Origin of the sequence: Solilutibacter silvestris, from assembly GCF_002895945.1 — a bacterium.
Classification (GTDB): Bacteria; Pseudomonadota; Gammaproteobacteria; order Xanthomonadales; family Xanthomonadaceae; genus Solilutibacter; species Solilutibacter silvestris.
In genome coordinates this window covers 813,473-832,531 of the sequence record NZ_NPZB01000002.1, presented here as the reverse complement: position 1 = coordinate 832,531, position 19,059 = coordinate 813,473, and the positions used below count along the sequence as shown (strand labels likewise).

At 63.6% G+C, this 19,059-nt stretch carries 13 protein-coding genes; 5 read left to right on the top strand and 8 right to left on the bottom strand.

Annotated features, from left to right (window positions below; genetic code table 11):
* Positions 1 to 77 precede the first annotated feature (77 nt).
* Positions 78 to 1,175, top strand: coding sequence for a dipeptide epimerase (locus tag Lysil_RS11465; RefSeq protein WP_103075697.1), 1,098 nt, complete (start codon positions 78 to 80; stop codon positions 1,173 to 1,175).
* On the opposite strand, the gene Lysil_RS11460 is transcribed toward Lysil_RS11465, so the two are convergent.
* Genes Lysil_RS11460 through phaE form a run of 3 tightly spaced genes read right to left on the bottom strand, consistent with a single transcriptional unit; the run spans position 1,172 to position 3,684 of the window.
* Complete coding sequence (locus tag Lysil_RS11460) at positions 1,172 to 1,609, bottom strand: hypothetical protein (RefSeq protein ID WP_425477165.1); 438 nt, start codon at positions 1,607 to 1,609, stop codon at positions 1,172 to 1,174. The two genes, Lysil_RS11465 and Lysil_RS11460, sit on opposite strands and share 4 nt — an antisense overlap.
* Positions 1,610 to 1,628: 19 nt before the next feature.
* Complete coding sequence (locus Lysil_RS11455; protein WP_103075695.1) at positions 1,629 to 2,720, bottom strand: class III poly(R)-hydroxyalkanoic acid synthase subunit PhaC; 1,092 nt, start codon at positions 2,718 to 2,720, stop codon at positions 1,629 to 1,631.
* Position 2,721: 1 nt separating this feature from the next.
* Positions 2,722 to 3,684, bottom strand: coding sequence for a class III poly(R)-hydroxyalkanoic acid synthase subunit PhaE (phaE, locus tag Lysil_RS11450; protein WP_165782480.1), 963 nt, complete (start codon positions 3,682 to 3,684; stop codon positions 2,722 to 2,724).
* A gap of 16 nt (positions 3,685 to 3,700) precedes the next feature.
* On the opposite strand from phaE, the gene Lysil_RS13430 reads away from it, so the two are divergent.
* Positions 3,701 to 3,865, top strand: coding sequence for a hypothetical protein (locus Lysil_RS13430; protein ID WP_165782479.1), 165 nt, complete (start codon positions 3,701 to 3,703; stop codon positions 3,863 to 3,865).
* Positions 3,866 to 3,980: 115 nt separating this feature from the next.
* Here Lysil_RS13430 and Lysil_RS11445 read toward each other — a convergent pair whose 3' ends face one another.
* Entirely contained in the window at positions 3,981 to 4,616 is a 636-nt protein-coding gene (locus Lysil_RS11445) for a CDP-alcohol phosphatidyltransferase family protein (RefSeq protein ID WP_103075693.1), read from the bottom strand.
* A 37-nt stretch (positions 4,617 to 4,653) separates the two neighbouring features.
* Positions 4,654 to 6,387 carry a 3-hydroxybutyrate oligomer hydrolase family protein gene (locus Lysil_RS11440; protein WP_103076041.1) on the bottom strand — a complete coding sequence of 578 codons (1,734 nt, stop codon included), beginning with the start codon at positions 6,385 to 6,387 and terminating at the stop codon, positions 4,654 to 4,656.
* A 178-nt stretch (positions 6,388 to 6,565) separates the two neighbouring features.
* On the opposite strand from Lysil_RS11440, the gene Lysil_RS11435 reads away from it, so the two are divergent.
* Positions 6,566 to 7,234: a response regulator gene (locus Lysil_RS11435; RefSeq protein ID WP_103075692.1), complete on the top strand. Its 669-nt coding sequence runs from the start codon at positions 6,566 to 6,568 to the stop codon at positions 7,232 to 7,234.
* A 421-nt stretch (positions 7,235 to 7,655) separates the two neighbouring features.
* Here Lysil_RS11435 and Lysil_RS11430 read toward each other — a convergent pair whose 3' ends face one another.
* Complete coding sequence (locus Lysil_RS11430) at positions 7,656 to 10,991, bottom strand: hybrid sensor histidine kinase/response regulator (protein WP_103075691.1); 3,336 nt, start codon at positions 10,989 to 10,991, stop codon at positions 7,656 to 7,658.
* Between the two features lie 131 nt (positions 10,992 to 11,122).
* On the bottom strand, positions 11,123 to 13,372 hold the full coding sequence (locus Lysil_RS11425) for a TonB-dependent receptor (RefSeq protein WP_103075690.1): 2,250 nt from the start codon (positions 13,370 to 13,372) through the stop codon (positions 11,123 to 11,125).
* A gap of 160 nt (positions 13,373 to 13,532) precedes the next feature.
* Between Lysil_RS11425 and Lysil_RS11420 the strand changes: the two genes are divergently transcribed.
* Positions 13,533 to 14,936, top strand: coding sequence for a GntP family permease (locus Lysil_RS11420; protein ID WP_103075689.1), 1,404 nt, complete (start codon positions 13,533 to 13,535; stop codon positions 14,934 to 14,936).
* A gap of 148 nt (positions 14,937 to 15,084) precedes the next feature.
* Positions 15,085 to 16,173, top strand: a complete 1,089-nt coding sequence (dinB, locus tag Lysil_RS11415; RefSeq protein ID WP_240600533.1) for a DNA polymerase IV — start codon at positions 15,085 to 15,087, stop codon at positions 16,171 to 16,173.
* A 76-nt stretch (positions 16,174 to 16,249) separates the two neighbouring features.
* Here the strand turns inward: dinB and Lysil_RS11410 are convergent, their stop codons facing one another.
* Entirely contained in the window at positions 16,250 to 19,057 is a 2,808-nt protein-coding gene (locus Lysil_RS11410; protein WP_103075687.1) for a TonB-dependent receptor, read from the bottom strand.
* Positions 19,058 to 19,059: the final 2 nt, after the last annotated feature.

The following is a 19,059-nucleotide window of genomic DNA, read 5'->3' as shown; positions in this document are numbered from 1 at the left end:
GCCGGGGCTTTCTTTTGGCGATCGCTGCGCGCATGGATGATCCTCTATGCTTGCCGCATCGCATCCGAATCGACGCCATGAAGATCCGCACGATCCGCCTCGGCATGTTGCGCATCCCGCTGAAAACGCCGTTCAAGACCGCGTTGCGCACGGTGGAACAGGTCGAGGACGTGGTCGTCGCGATCGAAACCGACGATGGCCACGTCGGCCACGGCAGTGCAGCGGCCACCGCCGCGATCACCGGCGACACCCACGGATCGATCATCGAGGCGATCCGCCGCTACATCGCTCCGCAGCTGATCGATGGCGACATCACCGATCTCAATGCGTTGGTCGCGCGCACCCAGGGTGCGCTGCAACGCAATACCAGCGCCAAGGCCGCGGCCGAAATCGCGCTGTACGATCTCTGGGGCCAGTTGCATGGTGCGCCGTTGTACCAGTTGCTTGGCGGCGGCGAACCGAGACTCTCCACCGATATCACCATCAGCGTCGACGGCATCGACAAGATGGTGGCCGACAGCCTGGATGCACTGGCACGCGGTTTCACCTCGCTCAAGATCAAGGTCGGCAAGGACATGGCGACCGATATCGAACGCATGCGCGCGGTGCATGCCGCGGTGGCCGGACGCGCTTCGCTGCGGCTCGATGCCAACCAGGGCTGGAACGCACGCGAGGCGATCCACGCGATCCGCACGCTGGAAGATGCCGGTGTCGCGATGGAGTTGGTGGAACAGCCGGTGAAGGCCCACGACATCGATGGCCTGCGCGAAGTCTCGGCGAACGTGCGCACGCCGGTGATGGCGGACGAAAGTGCCTTCGGTCCACGCGAGGCGATCGAGCTGATCCGCACGCGCGCCGCCGACATCATCAACATCAAGCTAATGAAGGCCGGCGGCATTTCCAACGCGCTGAAGATGGCCGACGTCGCCGCGATCCACGGCGTCGACTGCATGATGGGCTGCATGCTGGAAGGCCCGATCGGCGTCACCGCAGCGGCACACGTCGCAGTGGCGCGTTCGGCGACGATCACCAGAATCGATCTCGATGGCCCATCGCTGTGCACGTTCAATCCGGTGCACGGAACGACGGTGTTCGATGAAGCGAACATCATGCTGGGCGATGCGCCGGGGCTGGGAATCGCGAAGATTGACGGAATCGAGTGGTTGAACAGCTAAAACGGCCACCAGCCGCGGCCGGTCATCGCGTAGCGATCCGCTGCCTGTTCGAAACGATTGCGGTGACTGACACCGCCACATAGCAGATACAGCGGCAGGAACAGCACGCCCAGCACCATGTATTGATAGACATGCGCGCGTTCGTGATCGCCAAGCACGATCATCGGCGTCTGCGCCAATCCCGCACGTTGCGCATAGGTGATGCAGGGACAGTCGAGCGTGTCCCCGGTATGGAGGATGACATTGCCGAAGGTGATCGCCCCGCCCGGCCCCCACGGCCAATGCTGGAACACCAGCGCGAGATCCCCGCCACGCCAACGCGGCCTCGCGCCGAACGGCATCGCCACCAGTCCCAGCAATACGCCGAGCAGGCTGTTCGGCAAGGTCCACGCCATGCCGAGCAGTTGCAACAAGCGATGCGGCAGGTTGTTCATCCGCATCGAATGCGATGGGTCAACGGGAACGCCGCACCAACCACGTATGGATCGTTTCCGGAACCTCGTGTTGCGCGCGACTCGATACATAGATGCCAATGTGGCCGCCGCGGAAACTGAGCTCGGTGTAATCCTCGCTGCCGATCAATCCTTTCAACGCCTTCGAGGCGTCCGGCGGCACCAGGTGATCCTGCTCGGCGTAGATATTCAGCACCGGCATGTCGATGAAGCCGAGGTCGACTTCGCGTTCGCCGATGGTGATGCCGCCATTGACGAAACCGTTGCCCTGGTAGAACTGCTTGATGAACTGGCGGAACGCTTCGCCCGCCTGGTCCGGCGAATCGAAGATCCACTTTTCCATGCGCAGGAAATCCTCGAGCGCCTTCTTGTTGTCGAGGATGTCGACCAGCCCGACGTATTTCTGCATGTTGAGCCGGAACGGTTTCAGCATCAGGTAGGAATAATTCATCAGGTCGGCGGGGACATTGCCGAGCGTGTCGATGAAGAGGTCGACGTCGAGGCCCTGCGTCCAGTTCGACAGCATGTTGTCCGCGGTCTGGAAGTCGACCGGCGTCACCATCGTGATCAGGTTGCGGACCTTCTCCGGATGCAGCGACGCATAGCACAGCGAAAACGCCCCGCCCTGGCAGACGCCGAGCAGGTTGACGCCATGCACGCCGTGCCTGTCGCGGAGGAAATCGACCGCGCCACCGAGGAAGCGCTCGATGTAGTCCTCCAGCGTCAGGAAGCAGTCGGAACGATCGGTGTAACCCCAATCGATGACGTAGACATCCTGCCCACGCTCCAGCAGTCCCTTCACCAGAGAGCGATCGTCCTGCAGGTCGATCATGTACGGGCGATTCACCAGCGCGTAGCAGACCAGGATCGGCGTACGTGCCAGCGCCTGTTTCTTGGGACGGAAGCGATACAGCACGGTCTTGCCGTCGCGCCACACTTCCTCGCGTTCGGTGGTGCCGTAGCCATAATCGCCGACCTCGCGCAATGTTTCCAAGCCTGCGCCCAGCTTGGACTGCATGCCAATCGCTTCTTCCGCCAACGCTTCCGGGGTGATGTTGAGCGGGCTGGTTTTCTTCGCGTCTGCTGCGGCCATGTCAGCGGCTCCGTGGGCGTTTGCTTGCAGTCGTCTTGCTGGTTGGCGATGGCGCACGCGCCTTGGTGGATGCCGGCGATTTGCGTGCCGGCTTGCGTGCGGCTGGCGCTTCGCTGGCCGGTTTCGTTCCTGCCGCCTGGCGCCGCAGCATCCGTTCCAGTTCGGCGATCTTGCGGTGCGCCGCATCGATTTCGGTGCGCGTCGGCATGCCGAACACGCCGCAAAGTTGTTCGATCTCGCGCTGGACCTGCTGGCGCAAGCGCATTTGCGCATTGACCATGTCGCCATAGGTGGTGCGGAACTCCGGCGACAAGGCAATCTTCGCGTACGCCTGTTCGGCGGCATCGATCCACAGGTCGAACAATGCGCGCGCGCTGGTCAACTGCTTGCCCGGTTCCTCGTGTTTCGCCAGCAGTGTTTCGAAGACCGAGGTCGCATCCTGGCTGGCCTTGAGCAGCAACGCGTTGTAAGCCGACAGGCGATCCTGGTACTCCATCTGCGATTGCATCAACGCCTGCATGCGTTCCTGGTGCTCGCGCGCCAAACCGAACGTCGGCATGCCGAGCATGCTCTGCGTTTCCCTGCGCCACGATTCGATCCACGGACGCGCGGCGTCGTACCACGCTTCCAGGCTATGCGAATCCGCACCCTGCAAGCCCTTGAACATGTCGAGCACGGCTTGGTTGCCCTGCCCATCCATCGCCTGTCGCCATTGCGCGGCGATCTCCGCGGCACCGGCATTCCCCGCGGAGAATTGCGCAGCGAGCTTCTGCATCTCGCCCCACCACACGCTGGCCTGCGCGTTCATGCGATCGGCGACGTTGCGCACGCCGCTGTCGGGAATGCCCATCGCCGCGTTGTTCCAGAACGCCATCGCCTCGCGCCAGCCGGCAGGCGCACCGCCCATCATTCCGCCCATGTTCGGCATGCCACCCATACCGGGCATCGCACCCATTCCAGGCATGCCGCCCATTCCAGGCATGCCGCCCATTCCGGGGATCGCGCCGAAACCCGGCGTCGCGCCAAAGTTCGGCATTGCACCCGGCAAACCGAACCCGGGCATTCCCTGCATTCCCGGCATCGCGCTCGGCGATCCGGCGATGCGGCCGTTGCGCATCATCTCGTTCCAGGCCGTCCAGTATTGACGCGAAAGTTGCTCGAAATCCGCGGGCCATGGCGAGTTCATGCGTGCTCTCCGAATCGGGTTGGATCGATGCTAGCACGCACGCATGCGTCGTCCATGGCGCCGCTGCACGCCCGTCATGGTTTGGGGATGCGCAGCGTCTTGCTGATCATCAGCGAACCCGACAACGCGAACATCAGCACCAGTGGATGCAGCTGCCAGCGGCCGAGCATCACCACCCCGCCCCATAGATCGCTGCCGATGCGATCCTGCCAAGCGGCGATGGCGAGAACGACCACCAATGCGAGGCTGGTCGGGATCGGCGTGCCTTCGAAATACTTCACCTTGCCTTCCGCGCCGGACAAATGTTCGGCGGTGACGTTGTAGCGCGCCAAGCGGCTGACGCCGCAACCGACGAAGTAGCTGAGCACGATCCAGTCCCAGCCGCCCTGCATGCCGCAGGCATAGGCCAGCGCCGCCGGGGCGACGCCGAACGAGATGACATCGGCCAGCGAATCCAGTTCGCGTCCGAGGGTGGACGCGACCTTGCGCCAACGCGCGATGCGCCCGTCCAGCGCGTCGAAGATGAAAGCGAGCGGGATCAGCGCCATGCCGACCAGCAGATCGCCACTGACGTCATCCTGCAGGAAACGCATCGCCGCGAAGATCGCGCCGGTGCCGCAGAAGGCGTTGCCCAAGGTGAACCAGTCGGCGAGCCGGAACTCGCGCAACATGGAGAAATGACGCGGTTTGTCGGGTGTGGGCGTGTTCATCCCGCAAGACTGCCAGAGCGCCGGTGAAAACCGCAAATCAGTCGGGCAGACGGAGATCGCTGCGACTCAATGCGGCATCGCCACGCGGTTTGGCATCGATGTGGAGATCATCGGTGGCGAGCTTCGCCTGTCCTTCGATCTGCGCCCACACGCGGTCCAGTCCCTCATACATGTATGGCAGCAATGGCACGAAGCGTTGCGCATACGACGGGAATGCCAGGAAGGCATCGAAGTGTTCGGCGCGCGCGACCGTCCAGTACCCGACCGGACGCCCGGCGGCGCGTGCGGCGGCGACCCATGGCGCGCTGGTGAAAGCCGGCGGCACCAGGCCATCGTCGCTGCCGTGGATGACGAGAATCGGGAAACCCTTGCGCGGCGTCTTTGCCTGCGTTTCCGCCACACCCTTGCGCACGCGCTGTGCATCGGCGCCGGTGCCGGTCCACAACTCGCGCAGGCAACGTTCTCCGACCAGCGTCGGATCGGGCATGGCCATCTTCGGATCGATCAGGCCGATGGCGTTGCCGGGCGGAATACCGCTGCCATCGCTCCACCACCCTGCACGTTCGGCCGGCGTGGTCGGCCGCGGCTTGAGATCGCTGCCGATGGCCGAATAGTTGAATCCGCAGGGATGTTCACCGGCGCGATAACGACCATAGGCGGAGGCATATGCAACCGCGACCGCACGCCACAGGTCGAATCCGACCGATGCCGCGCCACCATGCAATGCGCCATCACTCCAACCTTTCGCGCGCAACTGCGCATGCGCGGACGCCGCCTGCTGCGCAACCGTCTCGCCTTCGATCATTCCCAGCGATTTCAAGCTGGCACAACGTTGCGTCCACAACGGTTCCACCTGTGCACGCAACGGCGGTTGCGGCAACGACTCCGCCGGCATGTCAAGCAAGGCGCAGGGCATCAGCAATGCCGCTTCGGTGGCGACGTCATACAACGCGCGACCGCCCTCGACGTGGATATTGGGTTCGCCGGCAACCACGCCATCCAGCCAATCGCCTTCTAGTTCCGCCGCACGCAACACCGCACCACCGCCATTGGAAATGCCGGTGGCGATGATCCTGGTGTTGTGTGGCGTGAACGGCGCCTGCGCGGGATAGGTTTGATCGAGCATGCGCAGGGCGAATTCTGCCGCCTGTTTGACGTGACGCCCCCAATCGGCTTCCGGGTTGTCACCGGAATGCGCGTGCTTGAAGGCGACACCGCTGGCACCTGCGGCGAGTTGCGGCTTGAAGGCGATCGCGACATCGGCGGGAACGCGCGCACCATCGGCGTCCGCACCTTCGTTGGCGTCGATATCGAAATAATCGGTGCCGGCGGCCTTGTCGGTGTGGACGACGGCGCAACCCTTCGGCAGGCCCCATGCCGCGCCCACCGCCATCGCGCCATAGACGCCACGCGAACCCGACGCCACCGAAACCACCACGCAGCGTTTGCGGGTGTCGAAGGCATCGGGCAATTGCAGCACCACGCGGTGCGGCGCATGCGCGCCGGGTAGTGTGAGCAGCGTCGTGAATTCGCGCCCGGGCACGTCGGCGGTGCTGCCATACACGCTGCCATAGCCACCATTCGGCGAGAGATCGGCGATGCCGCGCCAGTTCGACCAGATCGCGCGGCGACGGCGTTCGACTGCGGTGGGATGCAAGGCATCGGCGAACGCCGGCGGTGTCATCGCCCGCAAACCGTCGAGCCCGAGTCCTGCAGTGAGGAGGTCGTCGCCATTGCGATGCTCGGTGATGTTGACCTGCGTTGTGTCCATGGTGTTTTTGCTGATGGCGTGTCTCGGGCGCGTGGCGGCAGTGGCAGAAGCGGCGGTCACGAGGGCGGAAAGCAGGAGGATGAGCGGGCGCATCTCGTGACAATAGCTTTTCGCACGCCGGCCCGCATCGTACTTTGGTGCAAGGCAGCGATCGCCAGTGACTGCTAGGCTGGGCGCGATGCCCACCGTGCTGATCGCCGACGACCACCCGCTGTTTCGCGCGGCCTTGAAACAGGTCGCAGCCGACGCCGTGGACGACATGCGGATGCACGAAGCCGATTCACTGGATGCGGCGCTGGCCGCGCTCGATGCACATTCCGACATCGACCTGGTGCTGCTCGACATCCATATGCCGGGCAATCATGGCCTGACCGGGCTGGCAGCGATCCGCGCACAATACCCGCACGTCGCAGTGATCGTGGTCTCGGCCAACGACGACCCGCGGGTGATCCGCCGCGCGCTGGACCACGGCGCCGCCGGATTCCTGCCGAAAGTATCCGGCCTCGATGAACTGCATGCCGCGATCCGCGCCGTGCTGGCCTGTGAGCGCTGGCTGCCGGCCAGCCTGCGCGCTTCCGTCGAGCACTCGCAATCGTCGCCGGATGATCGCGCCCTCGCCACCCGACTCGCCAGTCTCTCGCCGCAGCAGTTCCGCGTGTTGCAACTGGTCGCCGAAGGATTGCTCAACAAGCAGATCGCGGATCGCCTCGATATCCAGGAACGCACGGTGAAGGCGCACATCACCGCGATCTTCGAGCGCCTCGGCGTGCGCAACCGCACGCAGGCCGGCGTGGTGTTGCGTGAGCTGGAACTGGGCGATCCCAGTCGGCATATGCCGGTGGGTTGAATGACACACGTTGGCTGAGTGTCAAGAGCATCGCACGCGCTGGCTGGCGTGGGTGACCAGCTCCAATGCGCGGGACGCCGTGAATACATCCATGTAGGCTCGACTCGGCCGCTGCGCGGTCCGGCCCCTCGCAGCGCTCGGGGCGTTCGGAATCGCCACGCGGCATGCCGCGTAAACAGCGCTTCCTCACCCATGCCTCGTATGCCCGCGCATCGGACTGGCGCACCCACTTGCCGCGCGCGTGTTGTTGCGACTCGCAAGAGCAACTGCATCGCGTGTTATAGCTTCATCGAAACGATGAAAAGCTCCCCGCCCGGCAGCGCCTGTCGGCCACATAGGTACGGCGCGCTGGTGCCAAGCCGGGCGCGATAAAGCGGATCCCTCTCTGCGCTCGGGATGACGGCAGCCAGTCGACGCGCACCTACACTGCCGCCGCCAACACGCGGTCCAGTACCGACTTCAGCGCCAACGGTCGCAGCGGCTTGCGCAACAAGGTCAACCCGTGCTCGAGGACATCACGGCGGGTCGCGCCGCCGTCATCGGCGCTCAGGATCAGCGTGGGACATTCGCCGAAGCGCTGCGCCAACGCATCATGCAGGGCGACGCCGGTCAGCCGGTCATCGAGGTGATAGTCGAACAACCAGGCATCGATGCCGCCCGATTCCATCGCGGCGATCGCCGATGGCAGATCCATCGCCGTCATCACTTCATAGCCCCAACTGCGCAACACCGTCACCAGCGCATCGAGCGACTGCGGATCGTTGTCGACGGCGAGGATGCGTGTCACCCGTGCGTCGCGACCAGCGGTGGTCAGCTGCGTCGTTTTGGCCGCCTTCGCGCGTGCAATGCCGATGGTGAACACACTGCCACGCCCGAGGCGACTGTGGAGCCCGAGTGGCGCGTCCAACAATCCGGAGAGACGATCGGCGATCGCCAATCCCAGCCCAAGCCCTTGTCCCGGCACGCCATCGCCACGACGGAATTCCTCGAAGATCACCGCCTGCTGATCCGCCGCGATGCCAGGCCCGGTGTCGTGGACTTCGAGCCGCAACATCCCCGATCGCGCGTGGCGGACGCCAAGCAATACCGAACCATTCGCGGTGTAACGCACGGCATTGGCGAGGAAGTTCTGCAGGATGCGTCGCAGCAGTTGCGGATCGCTGCGCACCCAGGCGCGCGTCGGGCGATAACGAAAACGCAGCCCGCGCGCTTGCGCCAATGCGGCGAATTGCGCTGCCAGCGGGTCGAGCACTTCCAACAACTGGAATGTGCGCGGCTCCGGCGCCAGTCCACCCGCTTCCAGCCGCGACATGTCGAACAGGCCAGTGAGCAGGTCGGTAGTGGAATCGAGCGCGTCGTGGATCTGGCCGACCACCCGGCGCTGCTCGCCATCGTCGAGCTGCTGCGTCAACGCATCGGCGAACAATTGCGCGGCGTGCAATGGCTGCAGCAGATCGTGGCCGACCGCAGTGAGAAAGCGCGTCTTGGCATCGTTGGCGCGTTCGGCATCGGCGCGCGCGGCGTCAAGCAGGCGCGTGCGTTCATCCACCCGATCCTCGAGTGTCGCGTTGATGTCCTGCAGTTCGCTTTCGGTGCGCCGGAACGTGGTGACATCGGTGAAAGTGGCGACGAATCCGCCGCCCGGCATCGGATTGCCGCGGATCTCGATGATGCTGCCATTGGGAAACACCCGTTCCGACAGATGCGGCGTTCCCGCACGCATGTGATCGAGCCGCTTCGCCAACGCGGCTTCGTGATCGCCGGGATGCTTCATCCAACCCAGCGCCCAGCGACTCGCCGTCACCACCGGCATGCCCACCTCGAGCAAACCGTCGGGGAATCCGAACAACTCCTGGTAACGCGTATTCCATGCCACCAACCTGAGATCGGCGTCGACCACGCTGATGCCCTGGCTCATGTTCTCCAATGCACCCTGCAATACGCGCTGGTTGAAGTTGAGATCCCGCGACGCGCGATCGACGATCATCGCGACCGTGTGCAGTTCTGCGCTGGATGTGCGTCGCGCGGTATCGAGCAACAATCGCGCCGAAGCACTGCCGAGCACCGCGGCCAGTTCGCGTTCCACCGCATCGGAGACTTCCAGTGGCACCGCGCCTTTCGCCGGCGCATCGGCCAGCAACAGTGCGATCCGCTCCGGGCCGAGGAAACGCATGCCGGCATTGCGCAATGTCGCCGCATCGAAACGCTCCAGCTCCCTGCGCTGCTGGCGCGGCAACCACAGCGACACCGCGAACGTCACCGCCGTCGACACCAGCAGGCTGACGCCGAGCGCGCGACCCAGGCGTCCCCAGCTTGTCAGCGACAGCAGATGATCGGGGGCGAGCCAGTGCCAGCCGAACGGTCCCTCTTCCACCAATGATCGCGATACCCAACCGGCATCGCCGAGCAGCGGCACCAGCATCGCCCATGCCCACGCCATGAATCCGGCAATGATCCCGAATATCACCGCGCGTGGTGGCGTCTGCGGTTGCCACACCGCCAGCGCCATCGCCGGCGCCAGGGTGGCCAATGCCGAGAACGACACCGCACCGACATCGGCCAATGCGACCTCGCCCGCCACCGCGCGACCGTAGGCCCAAGCCAAGAACACGATGAGGACGATGCTGATACGCCGCAGCATCACCACGCGACCACGCAGATCGCCAGCGCCGCGCGCCCACGCACCGCGCAATAATCCCGGCGCCAGCCAGTGATTGCCGATCATCAGGCTCAATGTCAGCAGGCTGATCACCACCATGCCGGTGGCCGCCGCCATGCCGCCGAGGAAGGCAAACAACGCCAGTCCGTTGATGCCGTGCGCCATCGGCAGCGCCAGCACGTAGAGATCGGAACTGACTAGGCCGTTGGCGAATTCGGCATGACCCATGCGCGCCAATGGCAGTAGCGGCAGCGAGATCAACAGCATGTAGAGCGGAAACAGCCAGCGCGCGGTGCGCAGATGCGATTCCTGCCGGCATTCGACCACGCCGACGTGGAACTGGTGCGGCAAGGTGAACATCGCCAGCACGCCAAGCACCACCAGTGGCGCGAATCCCTGGCGATCGTGCGGCGGCGGCATCGCCGTGTGCGTCGCGATATCGCCGTGATGCGTCGCCACGAACAACCCAAGCGCCAGCATCGCCGCCAGTTTGAACAGCGACTCCATCGCCACTGCGAAGACCAGTCCGCGGTTGTGCCAGCCGATGTCGGAGCGGCGCGTGCCGAACAACATGGTAAACGCCGCGACCACCAGCGCGATCACCAGTCCGATATCGATGGAACTGCCGCCGATGTTCGATCCGCCGTTGATGCCGTGCGTCAACAACCCGTAGGCCATCGCCACCGCTTTCAGTTGCAGCGCGATATACGGGATCAAGCCGAGAATGGCGATCAGCGTGACGACCGCGGCGAGTTTCGGATCACGACCGAGCCGTGCGGCGATGAAATCCGCGAGCGAGCTGGCATGCACTTCGCGTGCGCGTCGTACCAGCCCGATCATCCCGGTGCCGGCCAGTGCATACAACAGGATGGTGCCAACGAACGTCGGCGGCAGCGGCCACTGGTAGCGCGCGGCCTGGGTAACGGTGCCGAAGAAGGTCCATGACGTGCAGTACACCGCCAACGACAGCGCGTAGATCCAGCCCCAATGACGCGACAGCAATGCCGGCCGGCGATCGGCGAACAATGCAGCGCCAAACACGAACGCCAGCCATGCCAGCGACACCGCCGCGACCAGGGTTCCGCTCAGTGGTGCCATGTGGGGAATGCAGGATCGGTGGGAACGCGGTTCATCCGGCGAGCATAGTGCCTGCCCACCACGAACGCATGTCCGACCCGATCACGATGCGGGGTTCGACGCATCGTGTCGGGCAGGATGCGCCCCCCCCGTTAGAAGTCGTAACGCAGCGACAGCGTGTACTGGCGCGGTGCGCCATAGAAGCCGGTGCGCACGCCGAGCGACGGAATCACGTAGCCGGTGGTCAGGTACTTGCTGTTGTTGAGGTTGCTGCCCTGCAGCGACACGGTCCACGGCTTGCTCGGCTTCCAGATCACGCCGGCACCGATCAAACCGTAGGCACCCTGCTCGATCGGCTGGGTGTTCACGCCGGTCACCGGATCGTGGGTGACTTCCGTCGTCGCGACCACACTGCTCTGGCGGGTATAGCTCACGCGTGCGCTCAACTCGCCGGCGGCACCGAGGCTGGTGCGGTATTCGGCATTGATCGCGCCCGAGAATTTCGGTGCGTTGGTGAACGCCTGCTGGGCCGCGATATTGACGTTCTTGTACATGTATTCGTCGAACTTGGCATCCAGCCACGCCAGGTTGCCGGTCAGCGCGAAATGCTTGCTGGGCAGCCACTGGTATTCGAACTCGAAGCCGTTGACGGTACCGGAACCGGCATTGGTGAAGTCGCCGATGAAGGCCTTGGCGCCACCGGGCGTGGTGTATTCGGTAAACACCGACAACTGGATGTTCTTGTACTTGTTGTGGAAGTACGCCATGTTGAGGAACAGCGTCTGGTCGGCCAGCGCCATCTTGCTGCCGACTTCCATGCTGTCCACGCGCTCATCCTGGAACGGTTCGGCCGTGCGCGGCACCGCGGTGGCGTTGGCGCGGATGTTGTAGCCGCCCGACTTGAAGCCGCGCGATGCCAGGCCGTACACCATCACCCCCGGGGTGATCTGGTAATCCAGCGACACCTTGGGCGAGACGTTCTTGAAACCGATGTTCTTGTCGAAGTCGGCGGCAACCGCGCCATTGGGCTTGCTGAAGGTGGCGTCGGTGTAGCTGATGTTGCGAACGACCGCATGCTTCTTCTCGTCGGTGTAGCGCACGCCGGCATCCAGCTTCAACTTGCTGGTCAGGTCGAACGTCCAATCGGCGTAGAGCGCGACGCTCTTGGTGTACACCGTGCCATGGGTGTCACCGAACAACAGGTTGAAGAAGTTGTTGAGCACCTGTCCGCCGGCATCGCCTTCGAACTGGTAGATGCCCATGACGCCGCGGGCGCGACCGCCCGCATCGTAATTGGCTTGGAGCTCGTTGCTGGTCTGGTGATCGCGATAGAACGCCTTCACGTCGGCCAGCTTGTTCGGCAACGTGTCGAAATCGATGTTGGTCTCGGTGTTCGACTGGCGCTTGGCCCAGATGTACTTCGCCGCCCAGGCATCGTTCAAACGCCAGTTCGCCGTCATCGACAAGCCGTCGAGCTTGGTGTGGTTGACGTCGGGCATGCCATTGCGCACGTCGTAGCGGCTGGCCATCGGTGCATAGGTCGGTGCGAAGGGATTCTTCGCCAGCATCTGCGCGCCACGCACGCCGGATTCGTCATCGGTGTGGTCGTAGGCGAATTGGAGGTCGAACTTGTCGGTGACGTAGGCGCCAACCGCCAGTCGCCAAGCGAAGATGTCCTTGTCGCTGACGTCATTGCCGCTGGTGAGGTTCTTGCCGAAGCCATCGCGGGTGAGCTTGGCCATCGACAGGCGCGCACGCAACGCCTTGGCATCGCCGAAGGCATCGCCCACCGCGAGCTTGACGTCGCGTTCGTTGTAGTTGCCCACCGTGCCCTGCACGAAACCGTTGAAATCGGTGGCCAGCGGCTTGGTGATGTACTTGATCGCGCCACCGATGGTGTTCTTGCCGTACAGCGTGCCCTGCGGACCGCGCAACACTTCGATGCGGCCGACATCCAGCAGATCGAGCATCGCGCCTTGCGGACGGGCGACGTAAACATCGTCGATGTACATGCCGACGCCGGGATCAACGCCCCACAGCGGATCGGACTGGCCGACGCCGCGGATGTAGGCGGTCAAGGTGGTGTTGGAACCGCGCGCCGCGTAGATCGTCAGGTTGGGGACCTGCCCCTTGAGGTCGCCAAGATCCTGCACATTGAGTTTTTCCAGCGCCTTGGCGGTGAACGCGGTGACGGCGACCGGGACTTCCTGCAACGTCTCCTCGCGACGACGCGCGGTGACGGTGATCGCGCCGAGATCGCCGTCGGCGGTCTGCTTCGCTGCTTGGGCAGGCTTGGTGGCTGGCGTGGATTGCGCCGTCGCGTCCTGGGCCTGCGCCAGTGGTGCGGCCAGTCCGATGGCGATGGCCAGGCAAAGCGGAGCGTGACGATGGATGCGGCGCATGTGTTCTTCCTCTCGGCATATAGACAGCCGGGAGCGGATGCCCCCGTTATGACGTGCAGCCTAGGCGGAAGACGGCGCCGGCCACATCGTACCTTTGGACAAGGGCACGCCGGACCGTGACTGCGCACACTCCACGGACGTTTCCGAACCGGATGTGCCGATGTCGTTCCTGATCGTGCTGGCCGCGCTGTGCTTCCTGATGTTCGTGGCCTATCGCGGCTACAGCGTGATCCTGTTCGCGCCGATCGCGGCGTTGCTGGCGGTGTTGCTGACCGATCCTTCGCTGGTCGCGCCGATGTTCAGCGGACTGTTCATGGACAAGATGGTCGGCTTCCTCAAGAACTATTTCCCGGTGTTCCTGCTCGGCGCGGTGTTCGGCAAGCTGATCGAGATTTCCGGATTCTCACGCGCGATCGTCACTGCCACCATCCGCGCGGTCGGCGCCAGCCGCGCCATGCTCGCCATCGTGCTGGTGTGCGCGCTGCTCACCTACGGCGGTGTCTCGCTGTTCGTGGTGGTGTTCGCGGTCTATCCGTTCGCAGCGGAACTGTTCCGCCAGGGCGACATCCCCAAGCGCCTGATCCCCGGCACCATCGCGCTGGGCGCGTTCACTTTCACCATGGACGCGCTGCCCGGCACGCCGCAGATCCAGAACATCATCCCGACCACCTTCTTCAAGACCAATACCTGGGCGGCGCCATGGCTGGGCGTGGCTGGATCGTTGTGCATCTTCGTGATCGGCATGACGTATCTGGAATGGCGGCGGCGTGCAGCGTTGAAAGCAGGTGAAGGCTATGGCGATCCCGCGCAACTGCGCAACGAACCGGTGGCGTTCACCGGAGAGAAGTTGGCGAACCCGGTCATCGCGATCCTGCCGCTGGTGCTGGTCGGCACCGCCAACAAAGGCTTGAGTTCGGCGATCCCGGCGTGGTACGGCGCATCGACCAGTTTCAATCCGGCGGTGATCGGCAAGCAGGCGCCGGTGGTACAGGAAGTCTCGAAACTCGCGGCGATCTGGGCGGTGGAAGGCGCGCTGCTGATCGGCATCGTCTGCGTGCTGGCGTTCGCGTGGCGCAGCGTGGCGAAGCAATTGGCCGAAGGCAGCAAGGCCGCGGTCGGTGGCGCGATGTTGTCGGCAATGAATACTGCCAGCGAATACGGTTTCGGCGCGGTGATCGCCGCCCTGCCCGGCTTTCTCGTCGTCGCCAACGCATTGAAGGCGATCCCGCATCCATTGGTGAACGAAGCGGTCACGGTCACCGCGCTGGCCGGCATCACCGGCTCGGCCTCGGGCGGCATGAGCATCGCACTGGCGGCGATGTCCGACACCTTCATCGCCAATGCACATGCGGCCGGCATCCCGATGGAGGTGTTGCACCGCGTCGCGGCGATGGCTTCGGGCGGCATGGATACGCTGCCGCACAACGGCGCGGTGATCACCTTGCTGGCAGTGACCGGCCTCAGCCACCGCCAGTCCTACAAGGATATTTTCGCAATCACGCTGATCAAGACCTTCGCGGTGTTCGTGGTGATCGTGCTGTATTCGCTGACCGGAGCCGTGTGAACCTGCCACCGGCGGCGCCCATGCGGTTCGTCTGCAGCGCCGACCATACGAGGCATGGATGCCGAGTCGAGCCTCCATGGATGGATTCACGGCGTGTCGGCGGCTGCAGACAGCCGCGATGGGTGCAAAGCCGGGCGATAATGCCTCCGTGTCTACCAACCGAAAGATCATCCACGTCGACATGGACGCGTTCTACGCGTCCGTGGAACAGCGCGACGATCCCGCTCTGCGCGGTCGCCCGGTGGTGGTGGCGTGGCGCGGCAGCCGCTCTGTGGTATGTGCCGCCAGCTATGAAGCACGCAAGTTCGGTGTGCGTTCGGCGATGCCAGCAATCCGCGCGGAACGGCTGTGTCCCGATGCGGTCTTCGTGCCGCCCGACTTCACCCGCTACAAGGCAGCGTCGCAGCATGTGCGCGAAATTTTCGCGCGCCATACCGACCTGATCGAACCGTTGTCTCTGGACGAAGCTTATCTCGACGTCACCGTGCCCAAACACGATCTCGGCAGCGCTACTGCGATCGCCGAATCGATTCGTGCCGATATCCGCGCGGAACTGTCGCTGACCGCATCGGCCGGCGTCGCGCCCAACAAGTTCCTCGCCAAGATCGCCAGCGACTGGAACAAGCCGGATGGCGTCTTCGTGCTGAAACCGTCGATGGTCGATGCCTTCGTCGCCGCGTTGCCGCTGGCGCGCCTGCCTGGCGTCGGCAAGGTCACCGAACGGCGATTGGGCGAACTGGAATTGCACACCTGCGCCGACGTGCGCGCGGTCGATGTCGAGACGATGGAAGCGCATTTCGGACGCTGGGGCCGTCGCCTGCACGAACTCGCACACGGCATCGACAACCGCGCGGTCTGCCCGCAACGCCCAACCCTGCAGGTTTCCGCCGAGGACACCTTCCCGGAAGATATTCCGTTGAATGCGCTGGGCGAACACATCGCACGACTCGCCGCGAAAACCTGGGCCGGCTATCAGCGCGAACTCGCACGGCAGCCGGATCGCCACGCACGCACCGTCGTGCTCAAGCTCAAGACCGCCGATTTCCGCACCCTCACCCGCTCGCTGACGGAACTCCCTTTTCCTGCGAATGCCAGCGCACTCGCTGATGTCGCATCGCGACTGCGCGAACGCGTGACCCTGCCCGCCGATACGCTCTATCGCCTGGTGGGTGTCGGCGTATCCGGCTTCATCGAGGAAGGCAGCGATCCGCAGGACGAATTGTTCGATTTCGATTGACTCATCCCGATTGATCACGCAAACAAAAACCCCGCCGCGTGAGCGACGGGGTTTCGTTTTGCAGAATAACTGGTGATCAGAACTTGTAACTGGCGCCCAGCAACACCGTGCGACCCCACTTGATGTATTCCAGCGGGCGATCCTTGGTCTGCGCGTAGGTCTTGTAGGGCGAGTCGGTCAGGTTGGTGGCCTGCAGCAGCACGCTCAAGCCCTTCAGGGAGGAGCTGTCGCTGAAGTTGTAGCTGACCTGGGCATCGGTGATGTTCTCGCCAACCACGTAACGCAAGGTGCGGTTGCCATTGAAGTTGCCGATTTCGCCGATGAAGTCGGAACGACGACGCTGGCTGATGCGCGCTTCGAAGCCGTTGCGTTCGTAGTAAGCGGTCAGGTTGTAGACGCGCTTCGACAGGCCAGGCAATGCGATCGGGTTATTGCCGACGCTCGTCTGCGAGCCATCCGGCGGCGGGATCTTGATGCTGCTGTCGTTGAAGCTGGCACTGGCAACCACGCCGAAGCCCTTCAATACCGGCGTGAACATCTCGAACGGCAACGAAGCAGTCAGCTCGACGCCCTGCATCTTGCCGCCCTTGCCGTTCTGTGGCGCGGTGAAGGTGCCGTGGCTCTGGATCGGCGGGTATGTCGAGCCTGCCGGCGGGGTCTGCGCGGGATAACTTGCGACATAGTTGGACCAGTCGTAGCCGTCCGACGTCTGGTTGAAGATGTAGCTGGTCAGCTGCTTGTAGTAGAAGGCTGCGGAGACATAGGCCTTGGTGCCGAAATACTTCTCGTAGGAAATATCGAGGGCATTGGCGCGCCACGGCCGCAGCTGCGGATTGCCGCCACCACCGCCGGTCTTGCCGGTTGCATTGTCGACGCCGAAGCTAATGCTCGCGTTCATGTCATCGATGCGAGGGCGCGCCGTCTGCTTGGCCAGTGCAAAGCGCAAGGCCTGGTCATGCGGGAACATGAAGGCGAGGTTCATGCTCGGAAGCACTTCGTTGTACTTGGCACCAAGCGTGACCGGCAAAATCGTGTTGTTGTTGAGGACCGAGTTGGCACTCGACGACTGGTCGACATGCTGGACCTGGACACCGATGTTGCCGCGCAGCGACACGTCGCTGCCCAGCTGGGTGTCGAGATTGGCCTTGAGGTAGGCCGTCGTGATCTTTTCCGACAGCGACCAGGTTTTCGCGTACAGATACGACTGATTGATCTGTGGGTCAAATGTCATGTAACGCGCCACAGCGCCCGGCACGTTCCACGCCGGGATATTGCCAATGCCGGCGAAACCGAGGTTGACCAGGCCGTACTGCAGGTCCGGGGCAATGGACGTGACACCCTGGGGTCCAAGGTTGATCGATGCTTCCGGCTGCTTCTTGTTCTTCTCGCGATCGGCGTAGTTCAGCCCGACTTCGATGTCCGAGAACCACTTGCCAAGCGCGCCCGACAGCCCAAACGAGGCACCAACACGCGCGCTCTTCAGCGTGTCGTGAACTTCCGGAACCTTGCCGTAGCCGGAGCCATAGATGGTGTTCTGCAGGTAGAGCTTGGAAGGATCCGAATAGTTCAGGCCGGGATTGAGTTGCGGAAACCCATTCGAGGTGTAAGCGAGATTCAGCGTATCGAGTTGCGGCGCCGGATACAGCTGGGTGTTGTTCTCGAGGCTCAACTCCTTGCGGTCGGCATGCGAATAGCTGAGGTCGGTGAACAGTTTGGCATTGCCCAGGTTGAAATCGTTGCGCCAGCCAAAGGCCTTGATCTTGTCATCGCGCTTGTCGTACATGCCACGCACCAGCGGATACAGATTGGCGGCGGTGCCACCCTCGAACGTGCCATTGCCGTTGATCTGCGGATTGGTGACGTTGATGTGGCCATACCCGCCGTTGTAGTCTCCGAGATTGACCTCGAACTGATTGGCCGTGTACTTGGAGTGCGACTTGGTATAGAACATGTCCAGCGTACTGGTCCAGACCGAGGACGGCCGGAATTCCAGCGTCGCCATCACTGCATCGCGCTTCTCGAATCCGGTTCCGCGCAGTGCCTTGATGCCTTCCGAATAGTAGGTGCAGTTGCTTCCACTGGCCGGGCATCCGGCACCAGACGGGACGCCGGGGCGCCAAGTCGGGCCGATCGGCTCCCACGGTTCGTACAAGCCGACCTGTTCTTCCTGCAGCGGGTTTTCCGAATGTGCATAGCCCAGCGCGATGCCGAACTTGCGGTCGAAGAACTGACCAATGTAGCTGGCGTTGAAACGATTGCCGTTGGCACTTTGATTGGCCGCCGAACCCAGCGAGTTGCGCTGGCCGCGCACACCCACCGCAGTCACCGATTTGGAGAAGTCCAACGGTCGCACGGTGTGCATGTCGATCGTGCCGGACAGGCCCTGCCCGATGAGGCCGGCATCCGGCGTCTTGTAGACGGTGACGCCAGCCATCAGTTCCGACGGGTACTGGTCGAACTCGACGCTGCGGTTGTCACCGGTGCTGACCATTTCGCGACCGTTGAGCAGCGTGGTGGAGAAATCGGGAGACAGGCCGCGCACGCTGATCACCTGGGCACGACCGGCGACGCGCTGCGCCGACAGACCCGGCAGGCGCGCGATCGATTCGGCGATGGAGACATCGGGCAGCTTGCCGATGTCTTCCGCGGAAACGGCTTCGACGATCGAGGTCGAATTCTTCTTGGTCGAGATGGCACCCTCGATGCCGCGACGGATACCCGTCACGACCACCGAGTCGAGGACGTTCTTCTCGTCGGCCTTCTTCGCGTCCTGCTTCGTTGTCGCATCGTTGGCTGGCGCCGACTGGGCACTCGCCACGGTCGCCGTCATCCCAATCGCTGCCACCAGCGCCACGCTGAGCATGTTGCGCTTCATCTGGACCATTT

Coding starts and splice junctions, on each gene's coding strand:
- Lysil_RS11465 (WP_103075697.1), top strand. CDS start 78: ATGAAGATCCGCACGATCCGCCTCGGCATGTTGCGCATCCCGCTGAAA.
- Lysil_RS11460 (WP_425477165.1), bottom strand. CDS start 1,609: ATGAACAACCTGCCGCATCGCTTGTTGCAACTGCTCGGCATGGCGTGG.
- Lysil_RS11455 (WP_103075695.1), bottom strand. CDS start 2,720: ATGGCCGCAGCAGACGCGAAGAAAACCAGCCCGCTCAACATCACCCCG.
- phaE (WP_165782480.1), bottom strand. CDS start 3,684: ATGCCTGGAATGGGTGCGATGCCCGGTATGGGTGGCATGCCGAACATG.
- Lysil_RS13430 (WP_165782479.1), top strand. CDS start 3,701: ATGCCGCCCATTCCGGGGATCGCGCCGAAACCCGGCGTCGCGCCAAAG.
- Lysil_RS11445 (WP_103075693.1), bottom strand. CDS start 4,616: ATGAACACGCCCACACCCGACAAACCGCGTCATTTCTCCATGTTGCGC.
- Lysil_RS11440 (WP_103076041.1), bottom strand. CDS start 6,387: ATGGACACAACGCAGGTCAACATCACCGAGCATCGCAATGGCGACGAC.
- Lysil_RS11435 (WP_103075692.1), top strand. CDS start 6,566: ATGCCCACCGTGCTGATCGCCGACGACCACCCGCTGTTTCGCGCGGCC.
- Lysil_RS11430 (WP_103075691.1), bottom strand. CDS start 10,991: ATGGCACCACTGAGCGGAACCCTGGTCGCGGCGGTGTCGCTGGCATGG.
- Lysil_RS11425 (WP_103075690.1), bottom strand. CDS start 13,372: ATGCGCCGCATCCATCGTCACGCTCCGCTTTGCCTGGCCATCGCCATC.
- Lysil_RS11420 (WP_103075689.1), top strand. CDS start 13,533: ATGTCGTTCCTGATCGTGCTGGCCGCGCTGTGCTTCCTGATGTTCGTG.
- Lysil_RS11410 (WP_103075687.1), bottom strand. CDS start 19,057: ATGGTCCAGATGAAGCGCAACATGCTCAGCGTGGCGCTGGTGGCAGCG.